The following is a 14,695-nucleotide window of genomic DNA, read 5'->3' as shown; positions in this document are numbered from 1 at the left end:
TATTATTGCGACAATATTATGTGAGGGATATAATCTTTATTGAAAAACAGGGGGAAGCGAGTATGCAATAATACTCGCCAAAACACAAAGATATCGGTAGTTGAAGGATGATAAAATATTTACATGGGAAAACTTGAATCATATAAAGTAATAACAAAAAATGGAACCGGAGAGATAGTTGAGAAGAAGTCCCGGTTTATAGCCAATGTTTTTGCGGTACAGTCCCAGGAAGAGGCAGAGGAAAAGATTGCTGAGATCTCCAAGAAGTACTGGGATGCAAGGCACAACTGCTACGCCTTTGTAATCGGTGAAAACAGTGAGAACACCAGATGCAGCGATAACGGCGAGCCCTCGGGAACCGCTGGAAAGCCTATCCTTGAGGTCATTACAGGAGCAGGCATAACAAATGTTCTTGTGATAGTTACAAGATATTTTGGAGGCGTGCTTCTTGGAACGGGCGGCCTTGTCAGAGCCTATACCCAGGCAGCCCAGGCGGGAATTGCCAATTCCGAAGTTGGCACCAAGATCTACGCCCAGAAGCTCACATTGAAGGTTGGTTACAACATGATCAACAATGTGCAGTATTACCTTGGACAGAACGAGATAGCCATCTCCGATTCCCGTTACGAGGCGGATGTGGAGTTCGACATCTGCGTCCGCGAAGCCGACATCACCCGTATCACCGACGGCCTCACCCAAAAATGCGAAGGCCAGATTACCATTACCCAGGGTGATAAAGGATATTATCTGATCTGAATGTGAGGGAGATCATGTGCTGAGAACAGGACGCCAGAAATCATTCAAACAGAATATGCGTGCTTTTCGGTGCTTTTCCTATACCGATATTTTGATAATCATAGTATTTTTAGGGGAATTATTGTATGGAAAACAGTAAATATTTTCCAGGAACAGCCCTAAGGCAGACAAAATGCCAGGCGGAGGAATGACTTATAGCAATGATTTTTATTGTTGTAAGTTATTCCTCCGTCTGGCATTTGTCTGCCTTATGGCGTCCGGGATAAATATTACTTTGCGTTGTTCTTGAAGTTAGCTCTCTTTCTAAGAGTAGGATCAAGAATTCTCTTACGGATTCTAAGGCTTGTAGGAGTTACCTCTAATAACTCGTCGTTGTCGATGAACTCGATGCACTGCTCAAGAGACATGATACGAGGTGGAACAAGACGAAGAGCTTCATCTGAGGAAGAAGTTCTTGTGTTGGTGAGGTGCTTGGTCTTGCAGACATTAACCTCAACGTCCTCGCTCTTTCCGCTGGTTCCGATAACCATTCCTGAGTAAACCTTATCGCCGGTCTTGATGAAGAGCTGGCCACGGTCCTGAGCATTGAAAAGACCGTATGCAGTAGCCTCACCGCCCTCGAAGGCGATAACGGAACCTGTCTTTCTATAGTTCATATCTCCCTTGTAAGGAGCATATCCGTCAAAAATAGTATTGATGATACCGTTACCCTTGGTATCTGTCATGAACTCACCTCTGTAACCGATAAGTCCGCGGGAAGGAATGTTGAACTCGATACGTGTGTATCCGCCGTTACCTGCACCCATGTTTACAAGCTCACCCTTACGCTCACCAAGCTTCTGGATAACGCTTCCTGAGAACTCATCAGGAACATCGATGTAGCACTTCTCCATGGGCTCCAGCTTGTGTCCCTGCTCGTCTGTGTGGTAGATAACCTCGGCCTTACTTACTGCGAACTCAAAGCCCTCACGACGCATGGTCTCGATAAGAACTGAAAGGTGAAGCTCACCACGGCCTGAAACCTTGAAGGTCTCTGTTGTATCTGTATCCTCAACACGGAGGGAAACGTCGGTGTTAAGTTCTCTGTAAAGTCTGTCACGAAGATGTCTTGATGTTACATACTTACCTTCCTGACCTGCAAGAGGAGAGTCATTAACAATAAAGTTCATTGAAATAGTGGGCTCAGAGATCTTCTGGAAAGGAATAGCAACCTGATTATCAACTGAGCAAAGGGTATCACCAATCTTGAGATCTTCGATACCGGAAATAGCTACGATGGAACCGATCTTGGCTTCCTGAACCTCGACTCTTCCAAGTCCGTCGTACTCATAGAGCTTACCGATCTTGGTCTTGATGTGGCGGTCAGGCTCGTGGTGGTTAACAACCACAACCTCCTGGTTAACCTTAACAACACCGTTGTCAACCTTACCTACACCGATACGTCCAACGTACTCGTTGTAGTCGATGGTGCTGATAAGTACCTGTGTGCTGGCATCGGGATCACCCACAGGAGCAGGAATGTAGTTAACGATTGTATCAAGAAGAGGCTTCATATCTGTGCCTGCCTCGTCAATGCTAAGGGAAGATGTACCTGCCTTTGCTGATGCAAATACGAAAGGACAGTCAAGCTGGTTGTCATCGGCGCCAAGGTCCATAAGAAGCTCGAGAACCTCATCGATAACTTCGTTAGGTCTTGCCTCGGGTCTGTCGATCTTGTTGATACATACGATTACAGGAAGACCAAGATCCATGGCCTTACCAAGAACGAACTTGGTCTGGGGCATAGGTCCCTCAAAGGCGTCAACAACAAGGATAACGCCGTTAACCATCTTAAGTACACGCTCAACCTCTCCGCCGAAATCTGCGTGGCCAGGAGTGTCGATGATGTTGATCTTGATGTCCTTATATGTGATAGCAGTGTTCTTGGACATGATTGTAATACCACGCTCACGCTCGATATCGCCGGAGTCCATTACACGCTCAACAACATCCTGACCCTGACGGAAAACGCCGCTCTGGCGAAGAAGTCCGTCAACCAGAGTTGTCTTACCATGGTCTACATGGGCAATAATAGCTACGTTTCTTACATCATTTCTTGTCTGCTTCATAAAAAATCTCCTATTAATAAGAAAAACAAAAATTCACCAATTTTCAAACTAATGTAGTATAGCACGGGCTTTTTTCAAGTTCAATAAAAAATTAGTAAAAGTATTGTAATAAAAGTTTACATTTTTGTGCATTTCGTTTAAAATTATAACGCTTATAGGGGAGAGAGAATAAGCGGGAGATTGGGAGACTTGGTATGAAAAAATGTGTGAGACGAGCTTATTTGCTGACCCTTGCGGTGCTTCAGCTTTTTTGTGCTGTGGGTTTATGCAAAGTCGACGCGTCAGCCTTCGAGGAGATCATCCTTGAGGAGGCCACAGAAGAATTATCTGATGAGGCTTTTGAAGAGCCTTTATCTGAAGATCCTGTTCAGGATGAGATTACCATTGAAGATGAAGAATATTGCGAAGAGATCATCCCGGAGCCGGAGAGCCCTGAGGAACCGGAGCAATCCGAAGATATCGATGATGCCGAAGATGATGAACTGACAGAGGATGACGGGGACATTTCCGTTTTGGAGGAAATTGAGAACAGTATTCATGAGCTGTCTCTGGATGAGGCCATGGCCATAGTTGAAGCCGGCGCAGGAAATGTTTATACAGGCTCCTGCGGTAAGAACCTGACCTTTGAACTTGATGAGGACGGAAAGACTCTGAAGATATCAGGTACAGGAAAGATGGACAGCTTCTCGAATACTGATCTGGCACCCTGGATCAAGGAATCAAACATAATTTACAAGATAGAAAACATCATTATCGAAGAGGGTGTAACTTCAATCGGAAGCTATGCTTTCCCCGAAATGTCCAAAATAAAAAAGATCTCGCTTCCAAAGACTATTACCAAAATAGAGAAGTACGCTTTTGTGGGCTGCACTTCCCTTATGGTGGTTTCCTTAAACGGAAAGCTTCCCACTGTGGGAACGGGGGCCTTTGAGGATTCCGACGTGGTAGTTTTTTATCCCTCCGGGGTAAAGGGCTACGGAAAAAAGAATACCAATAAGATCAAAAAGCAGTTCAGGTCAGTGACCTTTAAAAAGGTGGATCAGAACGATGATGACACCTGCGGTGATAACATCAAGTGGTTCTTTGATGAAAAGACCGGAACGCTGAAACTCAAGGGAAAGGGACCCATGAGGGACTATTCCTTCGTGGAGAAGACCCCCTGGTACGGTTACAGCCTGGACATCACAAAGGTTGAGATGGATGATGCCATAACAACCATCGGTGATTACGCTTTTTATAACATGACAATAGACAGCTTTAAATTTCCGGCATCTGTTTCATCCATCGGAAGCGCTGCCTTCAGATACACGAAAATCACTTCACTTGCCGGCGCCGAGAAGCTGGGAAATGTCACACATATCGGCTCCTATGCCTTTGACAATGCTGCTGTGGATCTTGTGGCTTCAGATGGGATTTTTCACCTGGAAAAGGTGACAGACCTTGGCGAATCAGCCTTTAGCTGTTTGAAAATGAGTAAATATGGAACACTTAAGCTTGGAAACAAACTGAGCGTTATTCCTGCTTACGCTTTTTATTTGAATTATTACTTGCATGGAGAACTGGTTATTCCCGGCTCAGTAAGGGAAATCGGTGATTTTGCTTTCTATTACTGCAACAACTTAAGCGGTAACCTCAAGCTTAGTGACAATGTTAAAGATGTTGGCCGCTGCGCCTTTTTAATGACATGTATCAATCATGTGGATACCGGAAACGGACTTAAACAAGTGAGATATGGTGCCTTTGGAGCCACCGATAATATGTACTATTCTGTTGACCTCGTTACGATCAAGCTTGGCAAAAGTATCGAGAGCATCGAGTATCATGGAATCTGGTCTGGAGATATGGAGGAAGTCTATTTTTATGGAGACAGGCCTTCAGTAGAATATTATTCACTTAATGTTCATAACAACGATAAAAAAAAGATAAAGTTTTTTTATCCTGCAACCAATCCCACCTGGAAGGGGATAACCGGTGATTATTTTGGCTACGCAAGCAGCTATAGTCTGGAGCCCATGGGCGAGAGTTATACAGTAAGCTTTAACATAACCTATCCTGACGGAACAGAAAAAAGACAAAAAACGGATATAGCAAATCAGACTGTATATTCCGGCCGCTGCGCTCATATTCCTGCATTGAATTATAACAATTTCAATGTGAATACCAAAGCATACAGCTTTGGCGGGTGGTATACGGATAAGAAATACACGAAGCCATATGATTTTAAGAAGCCTGTGACCGAAAACATTACTCTTTACGGTAAATTCGAGATCGTTAAAAATTTCTACGATTATTGGGGAACCATATCGGAGGCTGACAGGCAGTATATGAACTTTAATCTTCCTGAGGATGTTCCCCAGGGATTTTGGGTCAGTGACAGGATTTTGCAGAATCTGGTTTATTCAGGCGGACCTATAACCATAAGGTCATATGAACCGGGAGTCTATTATCATACAAGAAGACTAAGTCTGGACAAAGATTTTACCGTTTCCTACAGCAATAATGTCAACGCAGGAAAGGGAACCATGACCCTGACCTTTATAGGCAATTACTCCGGTAAAAAGACAATCAATCTGGACATAAAGCCCAGGGATTTCAGCGGTGTTGACAAGGGATCATTCCAAGTAAGAACTGATGAAGACATTCTTTCATATAACGGCAAGGTAAAAAAGCCTAAGGTGAAAGTTTATATACCCCGATCATACGATGAAGATTTTGTGCTTAAAGAGGGGACTGACTATGTGGTTGAGTATCCCGGAACCAATCCTGATGATAAGAAGACTTATGACGCAAATGCCTTCAAAGCTCCCGGCACTTACAAAGTTATTATAAAGGGAAAAGGCAACTTTACCGGCACCAGGTACTGCAATATTGAGATTGTGGAAAAGACTGACCTGAGTACAGCCCAGTGCAAAATGCCCTCAAGTGTGAAAACCACTGATATTAAAAACTTTAGCATACCCGATATCAAGGTGAATGGTAGAAAGCTCAGGAAAAGTGTTGACTATGAGGATTCTTACAATTATGACCTCGCAAGCGGTGTTATTACAGTGACCTATATTGCCTGTGATGCTTCAGAGTATTCAGGTCAGCTGGTAAAAAAAATAAAGATAAAAGGAAAGAAGACCAGCAGCGTAGTGCCCTACGTCCTTGATGAAGAGCTGTTCCTCTTTGCAAATAAGAGTGATCTTAAAAAGTTTAAAGCCTATGTTAAGAAATACAAGAAGGGAACTTATACCGGACGTGAAAAACTTCCTGATACCGTAGAAAACTATTTTAGTAGGAGCGTTTATTATGATAACGGAAAGTGCTATGTGCGTCTCAGCCCCAGGAATATTCATGGGCAGATCTATGTGGGGGAGCATACTATATCTGTAGCTTTTACCACAGTCAAAGATATTACTGTTAAGTTCAATAAAAAGGTAAAATTTGACGGAAGTAGTGTAGATGTTACCGGAGCATTTTCCATATTGCTTAAGGGTAAGGATATCACCTCTGAGACGGACTACTACAAAGTTACGACCAGCTTTGATAAAGACACCTACAAGGCTTTTATAACAGTTTCTCCAAGCAGCGATAACAATGGATTTGTGCTTTTTAGGGGTGATCCGGTTACTTTTGAGATTCCAAGAGAGAATATTGAAGGATATGACCTCAGCAAGAGTTATTCAAGCTATGTAATGCACTATGGTACTGGTGATACAAGCAAGAGTGTGCTGGTCAGGCTTTCATACACCGGATATGCGGATAAATACAAAGGCTATCCCTACATGGACAGAGATATAAAGCCTGAGATCGATATTAGTATAAAGGATCCCAAAGACGATAATTATTCATACATTAAGCCGGAGTACTATGATGTGGCTTACAAAAACTGCAAAGCAGTAGGCACCGCAACACTTACGATTACAGGTAAAGCACCTTTTACCGGAACGATAAACATTAATTATTCCATCGTAAAAAACAACGTATACGGAATGTATGTTGATGTGAAGGATGCGCCATATAAGGATGAGGCGGATAACTATAAGACAACTTTTACCATAAGGCCCTATGCAGATGGAAATCCTTTGAAAGCCGGAGTGGACTATGATCCCAACGGAATACTTTATTACTACTATGATGCAGCCACTGTAAAGAGGTACAACAAGAAGAGCAAAAAATATGTAAGCACCAAAGTCAAGGCGGGTTCTGAGGTTACCCCCGGAGATATTGCTCCTATAGGAACAAGACTTACAATATATATTCCCCTTATTGGCAACTATGGTACTTACATAGACGATGAATACTATGTGGTAAATAAAGATCTGGATCTTTCAAAGGCCACAGTCAAGCTAAAAAAGCAGTTCATATACGACGGAACTGATGTTGATGTAGCAAAAGAGGATCTGGAAGTGACTCTGAACGGAAAAGTTCTGAGCAGTGATGATTACTCTCTCATCTTTCCATCACCCAGATACTTCTCCGCCGGAGATAAGACTGTTTACATTTGGGGCAACGGCTCCAAGGGCTACACCGGCATGAAGACCTTTAACTATAAGGTTCTTCCTCAGAAGATTTCCTAAAAGACGTAAGGACATTCAGCAATATGAAATATGATGCATTTATAAGTTACAGACATCTTGAGAAGGATATGTTTGTTGCCAAGGGAATTCACAAGGCCCTTGAGACTACCAAAATACCCGGTAAGATTCAAAAGCTTACCGGGAAAAAGAAAATACAGAGAGTATTCAGAGATCAGGAGGAGCTGCCCATAGGAAGTGACCTGGGAGAGAACATCCAGTCGGCCCTTTCTGAGTCTGAGTATCTGGTAGTTATCTGCAGTCCCCAGACCAAGGAATCCGTGTGGGTCATGAAGGAGATAGACACCTTTATTGAAATGCACGGCAGAAGTAAAATCCTTGCTGTTCTGGTGGAGGGAGAGCCCTATGAGTCTTTTCCTTCGCAGATATTGGTTGATGACTTCGGCTGTCCTGTGGAGCCTCTTGCAGCGGATGTAAGAGGTGCAGACAAAAAGGAGATCTCAAGAAAAATCAAATCTGAGTGCATGAGGCTTGCGGCCGCCATCATCGGCTGTGAGTACGACGACCTGAGGCAGCGCCACAGAGAAAGAATAATGAGAAGATATGTGGCGGTGGCCGCCGCGATTGCCGCAGTCAGTGTGGTGTTCGGTATTTACAATGCCTATAACCTTCAGAGAATCAACGAGAACTATCAGCAAAAGCTGATAAATGAATCCAGAGTCCTGGCCAAGACTTCTTCTGCAGCGCTTAAGGAGGGGGACCGAAAGGCCGCGGCACTGGTGGCTGTGGAGGGACTTCCCCATGATGGAAATGACAGGCCCTTTGTAGCGGAAACCATGCATTCCCTGTCCCAGGCCCTTGGCAGCTATAAGATTATCGGCAATACCACCTATGACAAGCTTATTCACCATGATTGGGAGGTGGAGGGAGCAGCCTGCAATCCCGAAGGCACCAGGATGGTTTCCTATGATGAAAAGGACGGCGTTTATTACTGGGACCTTAACACCGGAGAGCTTCTTTTTAAGCTTTCTCCCGAGTTTACCGATGAGGGCAAGGCCAGCGTTGTGGGAGTAGGATTGTATGAGTCCGGGATTATTGTGGTGACTTCCTATTATGTACGGGCCTACGATGAAAAGGGTGAAGTGATATATTCAAAGGAAGTTGTGAACAAGGCTGAGGCGGCAGAGTTTAACAGTGATTACAGCCGTGTGGCCGTGGGAGCATACCGGGGCATGACCATCTATGACTGTGAAACCGGCGATATTGTGGGAAAGTATGAGATTGAGGACGGTCTCGGCTTTTCCTATGATGTGACCATGAGCCGGTATTCGGATGCGGCCGCCATGGAAAATGCCTTTGGACATTTTATTGGCGTTTACGATGCAGGAACGGATAAATACCTGGAGCTTCCCTATACCGGAGAATCTTTTCTGGCTTACAGATTTACCCTGGACGGAGGTTTTGTTGTAGCCTCATATACCCAAGGGAGCAGTTCTGCAAGCGGCGGACTCAGGCCTGCATATATTCAGAAATATGACCTTAAAACCGGACAGCAGGTTTTTGAGGTGGAATATAACGTTTTATATGATTCTTTTATTACTCCAAGCCTTTTCAGTCTCGCTTCCAGAGCCTATGAAATGGGTGGGGTAAGGCATAGGGAAATCATTTTCAGAGCCTATGATCAGTGCGTTGTCATGGATCTTGATTCCGGTGAAGAGATAGCTCATCTTAGTACAGAAAACAGCTTTTATTCAAAAATTGTGTTCAGCGCCAATTCAGACACGATTTTTGCCTGTACCTTAGCCGGGGAGATCCTTCCCATCGGTATTCTTTCGGATACTGTTTACAGCGATGATCGTATGGTGGTTTCCGGAGGAATCAGCGATATTTTTCCCGGACAGGGCAGGATCGTAACCATAAACACCGGCTCACCGGATGCTACGGTTTTGTCGGATCTTGCAGATGAACACAGGGATGTCATGGACCGGCGCAACTGGAGTTACCTGCGACAGACAGCTTTCAGCCCCTCCAAGGAGACCTATACCCTTTCAGGCTGGGCTTCATCGGAATTGCTGGAGTGCGTGGTGTACAGAAGCAGCGATGATTCAATTCTGGCTGAATTCGGTATTAACTGCCATATCCTTTCTTCCAGTCTTTTGTATTATCTGGACGAGGACACTATTGTTGTGGATACCAATGAAGACGGTGCGAAGCTTTTCTATTATTCAATAAAGGATGACAAACTGGAGGAAAAACTCTTTTCTTCCGATTCGGAATTCTATGGTGATTATGCCCTTTCAAAGGACGGCACCAAGATAGTCTTTTATAATGACAACGGCGTTTTGATCTCTGATGTGGAAAAAAGAGAGACCATAAGTGGCGGACAGGTTTCTGACGGCTATTCCGACAGTGATATCATTGAAATGGCTGCAGTGACCAATGATGCCGGAACCGTATACTTCAACATGGGAGACGGAGTTTTTCGAAGCATTGATGTTTCATCCGGGGTCATAACCACCATGCTTGAAGAGTACAGGCTGGATGCCTTTTTCTTAAGTGATGATGAGAAGACTTTGTTCGCATCCTGTGCCGATGGCAAATTAAGGATCATTTCACTGGATGATAAAAAGGTCAGGGAAGAGATAGATTTTTACGGTGGAAGCGACAGCCTCGTAAGGGTGTCCGAGGACGGAAGCAGGATGTATCTTATAGGTTCCGACGGCATTTTCCGTATCTATGACCTTGGAAAACATGACTTTATCTATGAAGCCGATGATACCATCACTTATCTCATGTCCATGGAAGAGGATGTGGAAAATGGGCTGCTGGTTTTCAGAGACCAGTATTACATGTACTTCTACGACCTTGAATCCCTGGGCTTTCTGGGGGAAGCTGAGTACGGCGTTTTGTATAAGAACGATTCGGACAGACCGGAAAATGTGATCAGCTACTACGGCGGTAACATCTACAGGTTCAAGATGAAGACCCTGGAGGATCTTCTGGAGGAAGTGAAGGAGCAGTTCGGAGATGAGCAGATTACTCCATCCCAGAAGAGAAAGTACAATATCGGCTGATACTTTTATTGCCAACCTTCTGGGAAAAAATGCGCATGGGTTGACAGAATCTTGACGGCTGTTGTACTATTTAAAAAACTGAAAACAACAAGAGATAGAGGTTGCATATTTCAAAGAGTAATATTGCAGATGTTTTTGAGGACATATGAAGCAATATGAAAGGTGAATATGCCGAAAGGTTCAGGCACTCAGGGCCTGGATGCTTGGGCATACAGTTAAGAGCTGTATGACTGTCATCGCAAGATGGGGCGCTATCGAAACAGTATTTTTTATGCTGTTATTAGGATTATGATAGGCTCATCAGATATTTCTGCTGAGCCTTTTCTTATGAGTATCGAGGTGCCACGGCCAAAAAAGGAGGAAAACATGGCTATTTTTAAAGGAGCAGGCGTTGCGATCGCAACACCATTTTACGACAACGGAGCAGTTAATTACGACGAATTTGCAAGACTTATCGAGTTCCAGATCGAGAACGGAACCGATGCCATAATCGTCTGCGGAACCACCGGAGAGGCAGCAACCATGTCCGAGGAAGAGCACATGGAGGTTGTTAAGTTCTGTATCGAGAAGGTAAACAAGAGAATCCCTGTTATCGCAGGTACAGGCTCCAACTGCACAGAGACAGCTGTGAAGCTTTCCAAGCTTGCAGAGGAATACGGAGCAGACGGACTCCTTTTGGTAACTCCTTACTACAACAAGGCTACCCAGGGCGGCCTTATAGCTCATTTTGAAGCTGTTGCGAAGGAAGTTGATCTTCCTATCCTTCTTTACAATGTTCCCAGCAGAACAGGCTGTAACATTCTTCCCGAGACTGCTGTGAAGCTTTGCAGAGACAACAAGAATATCGTTGGTATCAAGGATGCAACAGGTAACATCGCTCAGACCTCCAAGATGATGCAGCTGGCAGGCGGATGCATTGATCTTTATTCAGGCAATGATGATGAGATCGTTCCTATCATGTCAGTTGGCGGTCTCGGTGTTATTTCTGTTCTTTCCAACGTAGCACCAAAGCAGACTCACGATATCTGCCAGAAGTGCCTTGAGGGCGACTTCGCTGCTGCAAGAGAGCTCCAGTTCAAGGCTATTCCTCTTGTAAATGCTCTTTTCTGCGAGGTTAATCCTATCCCTGTTAAGAGCGCACTTAAGATGATCGGTTTTGAGGCAGGTCCTCTTCGTCTTCCTCTCACAGAGATGGAGCCCGCTCACCAGGAGGTTCTTAAGGCTGAGATGAAGAAGTTTGGTCTTGATGTACAGTAATTGCAGACAGGAGGATGTGACAACATGACAAGAATGATTATGCACGGCTGTAACGGCCGTATGGGACACGTTATCTGCGACCTTGTCAAAGAGGATAACGATATAGAAGTAGTTGCAGGTGTAGATGCTTTCGGAGAGAGCAGCTACAGCTTCCCTGTATTTAAGAGCCTTTCTGAGTGCGATGTGGATGCGGATGTTATCGTTGATTTCTCCAATGCATCTGCGGTAGAGGGACTTCTTGATTTCTGCGTTGCCAAGAATATTCCTGTGGTTCTTTGTTCTACAGGCCTTTCTCCTGAGCAGCTTGATAAGGTAAAAGAGGCTTCCGGCAAGGTTGCTATTCTTAAGTCAGCCAATATGTCTGTGGGTGTCAATGCACTTCTTAAGGTACTTAAGGAGGTATCTCCCATGTTTGCGGCAGCAGGCTTTGACATCGAGATCGTTGAGAAGCATCACAATCAGAAACTGGATGCTCCCAGCGGTACAGCCATTGCTCTGGCTGACAGCATAAATGAGTCCCTTGATAACAAGTACGAATATGTCTATGACAGAAGTACCCGCAGACAGAAGAGACCTGTTAAGGAGATCGGAATTTCCGCAGTAAGAGGCGGCACCATCGTAGGTGACCATGACGTTATCTTCGCAGGACTGGACGAAGTGGTAACCCTTTCTCACAGAGCATATTCAAGAGCAATCTTCGGAAAAGGCGCCATCACCGCTGCCAAGTTCCTGGCAGGTAAGGGCCCCGGCATGTATGACATGAGCGATGCTCTTGCATAATAATATTTGATTATAGGCGGTTTTCATTTATACTTATGAAAACCGCTTTTTCATTATATGGGAGGAATCATGCGTTTCAGACCTTGCATTGATATTCACAACGGAATAGTTAAACAGATAGTGGGCAGCAGCCTTCGTGATGAGGGAGACGCGGCAAAGGACAATTTTGTCTCCGCCAAGGATGCGGTTTTTTACGCCAGAATGTACCGTGAACTGGGACTTACCGGCGGCCACATTATTCTCCTTAATCCTGCGGACAGCCCCTACTATGAGGTCACCAGGCGACAGGCCATAGAGGCCCTGCAGGGCGCTCCCGGAATCCTTCAGATAGGGGGCGGAATCACTGCGGACAATGCATGTGAGTTCCTGGAAGCTGGGGCAACCCATGTTATAGTCACCTCCTATGTTTTTAAGAACGGAAAGATAAATTATTCCAACCTGGATAAGCTTGTGAAGGCTGTGGGAAAAGACAGGATAGTTCTTGATCTCTCCTGTAAGGCCGCAGAGGATGGCTATTACATAGTCACCGACAGATGGCAGAAGATGACTGCTGTCAGGCTCTGCGAGGAGACTCTGGATGAGCTCTCACAGTACTGCGACGAATTTCTTATCCACGCCGCAGACGTGGAGGGAAAGCAGAACGGCATTGAGGAGAACGTGGCTAAGATCCTTGGCTCCTGGGCAGGAATTCCCATCACCTATGCAGGAGGCGTAAGAGATATCTCAGATATCAAAAAACTAAAAAAGATAGGCAAAGGTAAGGTTGACGTCACCGTAGGCAGCGCCCTTGACATATTTGGGGGCCCGCTTAAAATGGAAGATGCAATCACTGCATGTCAATAGGACACAAGGCACTTCAGCATAATGAGTTGAAGTGCTTTTTTAATTACATCATTGGGAAGGTAAAAGGTATGAAGAAAAAGTATTATGGCTTCTGTAACAAATATCAAAAAATTGAATGACTGGAGAAAAGGTATGTTAAAGAAAAGTATTCCGGGGATAATTAAGAATGCAGTATGTATTGGGCTTGCAGTGACCATGGTAACAGGCTGTGGAACTGCAAAGGCAGAGGAAGCTACAGAAACAGCTTCTTATGAGGATTCTGTCGAAGAGATTTCGAGTGCAGAATCTACTATCCAGGTGGCACCAGAGGAAAATGAACTAACAGAAACTGAACAGGATGTCTTTGATACGATAGAACTGTCAGCGATAAAAAAAGAATCAGATGTCCATTATTTTGAAGGAACAGTTGATTATAACGGCGAAACATATACCACTGATGAATTTGGATATAATGCCCTTTTCTCTGTCTTTCCTATAGACAGAGAATTTCATGGTCAGTATTTGGAATGGGAAGGAGCAGAGTATGTGGTTCTGCACAGTGTGCTTATAAATGATGGGTATATTTATTACACAATTGATGATAGAAGCGAGGGACAAGGCCATGCACCAAGGCTTCAGTTGTGGAAAACACCTTTAACAGGAGGTGAACCCAAGTTATTGTTTAATACCTGTTATGGAGGTAGCAAACTGGCATTGGTTCAGGATCAGATTGTGTTAATTGACTTTGAAACTTCAAAAACCCTGGTTATTGATCTCGATGGTAATATTAAGGCTGAGATAGCTAAGGATAGCTATTTTCTTGCTGCAACTAATGAAAAAATCTATGTTCGCTATTGGAATAATGGAGATATTGTAGCACTGGATTATTCTGGTAATGAACTCCAAAGGTTTAATGCCCCATATCATGGATATTATGGTACAGTACATACTTATAACGGAGCGGTTATATATGTTGCTGACGAAGACTCATATGGAGCATATCTGTTTCCTGATGAGGGAACTGATTTTATAGAAATTCTGGATATGCAAGACAAAGGATTCATTTATGACTTGACTGATGAGGGCTTCTATTACCGGGATGGTGATAGTCTATGTTTTTACAATAGCATGGATAAAAAGACAACACAGCTTGTTAACATAGATGGAAATTTGGATTGTGTATATCAGGTTGGCGACAAATTGATCTATGAAACAGGCCGTCTATATGAGCATGATAATGCAACTGATTATATGCGTACGTTTTGTGTATATAACCTGACCACAAAGGAAAACAAAGTATATGGTGATTATATTCTTTTGCCTTAAATGCTAGTTTTTTTCCTCAGGCAGTAGCTCTCTGGATACAGCAGCAAAGGAG

8 protein-coding genes and 1 riboswitch are annotated in these 14,695 nt (G+C 44.2%); of the genes, 7 read left to right on the top strand and 1 reads right to left on the bottom strand.

Going from position 1 to position 14,695, the window contains the following annotated elements:
- Positions 1 to 123 precede the first annotated feature (123 nt).
- The gene (locus T359_RS0112920; protein ID WP_026517849.1) at positions 124 to 756 is read left to right on the top strand and encodes a YigZ family protein; all 633 of its coding nucleotides are present in this window, start codon (positions 124 to 126) and stop codon (positions 754 to 756) included.
- Positions 757 to 1,025: 269 nt separating this feature from the next.
- Here T359_RS0112920 and typA read toward each other — a convergent pair whose 3' ends face one another.
- Positions 1,026 to 2,864, bottom strand: a complete 1,839-nt coding sequence (gene typA, locus T359_RS0112915; RefSeq protein WP_026517848.1) for a translational GTPase TypA — start codon at positions 2,862 to 2,864, stop codon at positions 1,026 to 1,028.
- A 194-nt stretch (positions 2,865 to 3,058) separates the two neighbouring features.
- Between typA and T359_RS0112910 the strand changes: the two genes are divergently transcribed.
- The 6 genes from T359_RS0112910 (at position 3,059) to T359_RS0112880 (ending at position 14,643) form a co-directional block, all read left to right on the top strand.
- Positions 3,059 to 7,426 carry a leucine-rich repeat protein gene (locus T359_RS0112910; RefSeq protein WP_026517847.1) on the top strand — a complete coding sequence of 1,456 codons (4,368 nt, stop codon included), beginning with the start codon at positions 3,059 to 3,061 and terminating at the stop codon, positions 7,424 to 7,426.
- A 23-nt stretch (positions 7,427 to 7,449) separates the two neighbouring features.
- Positions 7,450 to 10,458, top strand: a complete 3,009-nt coding sequence (locus T359_RS0112905) for a toll/interleukin-1 receptor domain-containing protein (RefSeq protein ID WP_026517846.1) — start codon at positions 7,450 to 7,452, stop codon at positions 10,456 to 10,458.
- A gap of 87 nt (positions 10,459 to 10,545) precedes the next feature.
- A riboswitch (Lysine riboswitch) is annotated at positions 10,546 to 10,720 on the top strand.
- 104 nt (positions 10,721 to 10,824) lie between these two features.
- Positions 10,825 to 11,715, top strand: a complete 891-nt coding sequence (dapA, locus tag T359_RS0112900; RefSeq protein WP_026517845.1) for a 4-hydroxy-tetrahydrodipicolinate synthase — start codon at positions 10,825 to 10,827, stop codon at positions 11,713 to 11,715.
- A gap of 24 nt (positions 11,716 to 11,739) precedes the next feature.
- Positions 11,740 to 12,495: a 4-hydroxy-tetrahydrodipicolinate reductase gene (gene dapB / locus T359_RS0112895; RefSeq protein WP_026517844.1), complete on the top strand. Its 756-nt coding sequence runs from the start codon at positions 11,740 to 11,742 to the stop codon at positions 12,493 to 12,495.
- 69 nt (positions 12,496 to 12,564) lie between these two features.
- The gene (hisA, locus tag T359_RS0112890; RefSeq protein WP_026517843.1) at positions 12,565 to 13,338 is read left to right on the top strand and encodes a phosphoribosylformimino-5-aminoimidazole carboxamide ribotide isomerase; all 774 of its coding nucleotides are present in this window, start codon (positions 12,565 to 12,567) and stop codon (positions 13,336 to 13,338) included.
- An 84-nt stretch (positions 13,339 to 13,422) separates the two neighbouring features.
- Complete coding sequence (locus tag T359_RS0112880; protein ID WP_155840121.1) at positions 13,423 to 14,643, top strand: hypothetical protein; 1,221 nt, start codon at positions 13,423 to 13,425, stop codon at positions 14,641 to 14,643.
- Positions 14,644 to 14,695 lie beyond the last annotated feature (52 nt).

Origin of the sequence: Butyrivibrio sp. MC2021, from assembly GCF_000621605.1 — a bacterium.
In the GTDB taxonomy this organism is placed as follows: domain Bacteria; phylum Bacillota; class Clostridia; order Lachnospirales; family Lachnospiraceae; genus Butyrivibrio.
The sequence above is the reverse complement of the archived record's forward strand: the minus strand, read 5'-3'. Positions and strand labels throughout refer to the sequence as shown.

What these genes read in the sequence shown, in the direction of transcription:
- T359_RS0112920 (WP_026517849.1), top strand. Translation starts at nt 124, where the DNA reads ATGGGAAAACTTGAATCATATAAAGTAATAACAAAAAATGGAACCGGA.
- typA (WP_026517848.1), bottom strand. Translation starts at nt 2,864, where the DNA reads ATGAAGCAGACAAGAAATGATGTAAGAAACGTAGCTATTATTGCCCAT.
- T359_RS0112910 (WP_026517847.1), top strand. Translation starts at nt 3,059, where the DNA reads ATGAAAAAATGTGTGAGACGAGCTTATTTGCTGACCCTTGCGGTGCTT.
- T359_RS0112905 (WP_026517846.1), top strand. Translation starts at nt 7,450, where the DNA reads ATGAAATATGATGCATTTATAAGTTACAGACATCTTGAGAAGGATATG.
- dapA (WP_026517845.1), top strand. Translation starts at nt 10,825, where the DNA reads ATGGCTATTTTTAAAGGAGCAGGCGTTGCGATCGCAACACCATTTTAC.
- dapB (WP_026517844.1), top strand. Translation starts at nt 11,740, where the DNA reads ATGACAAGAATGATTATGCACGGCTGTAACGGCCGTATGGGACACGTT.
- hisA (WP_026517843.1), top strand. Translation starts at nt 12,565, where the DNA reads ATGCGTTTCAGACCTTGCATTGATATTCACAACGGAATAGTTAAACAG.
- T359_RS0112880 (WP_155840121.1), top strand. Translation starts at nt 13,423, where the DNA reads ATGGCTTCTGTAACAAATATCAAAAAATTGAATGACTGGAGAAAAGGT.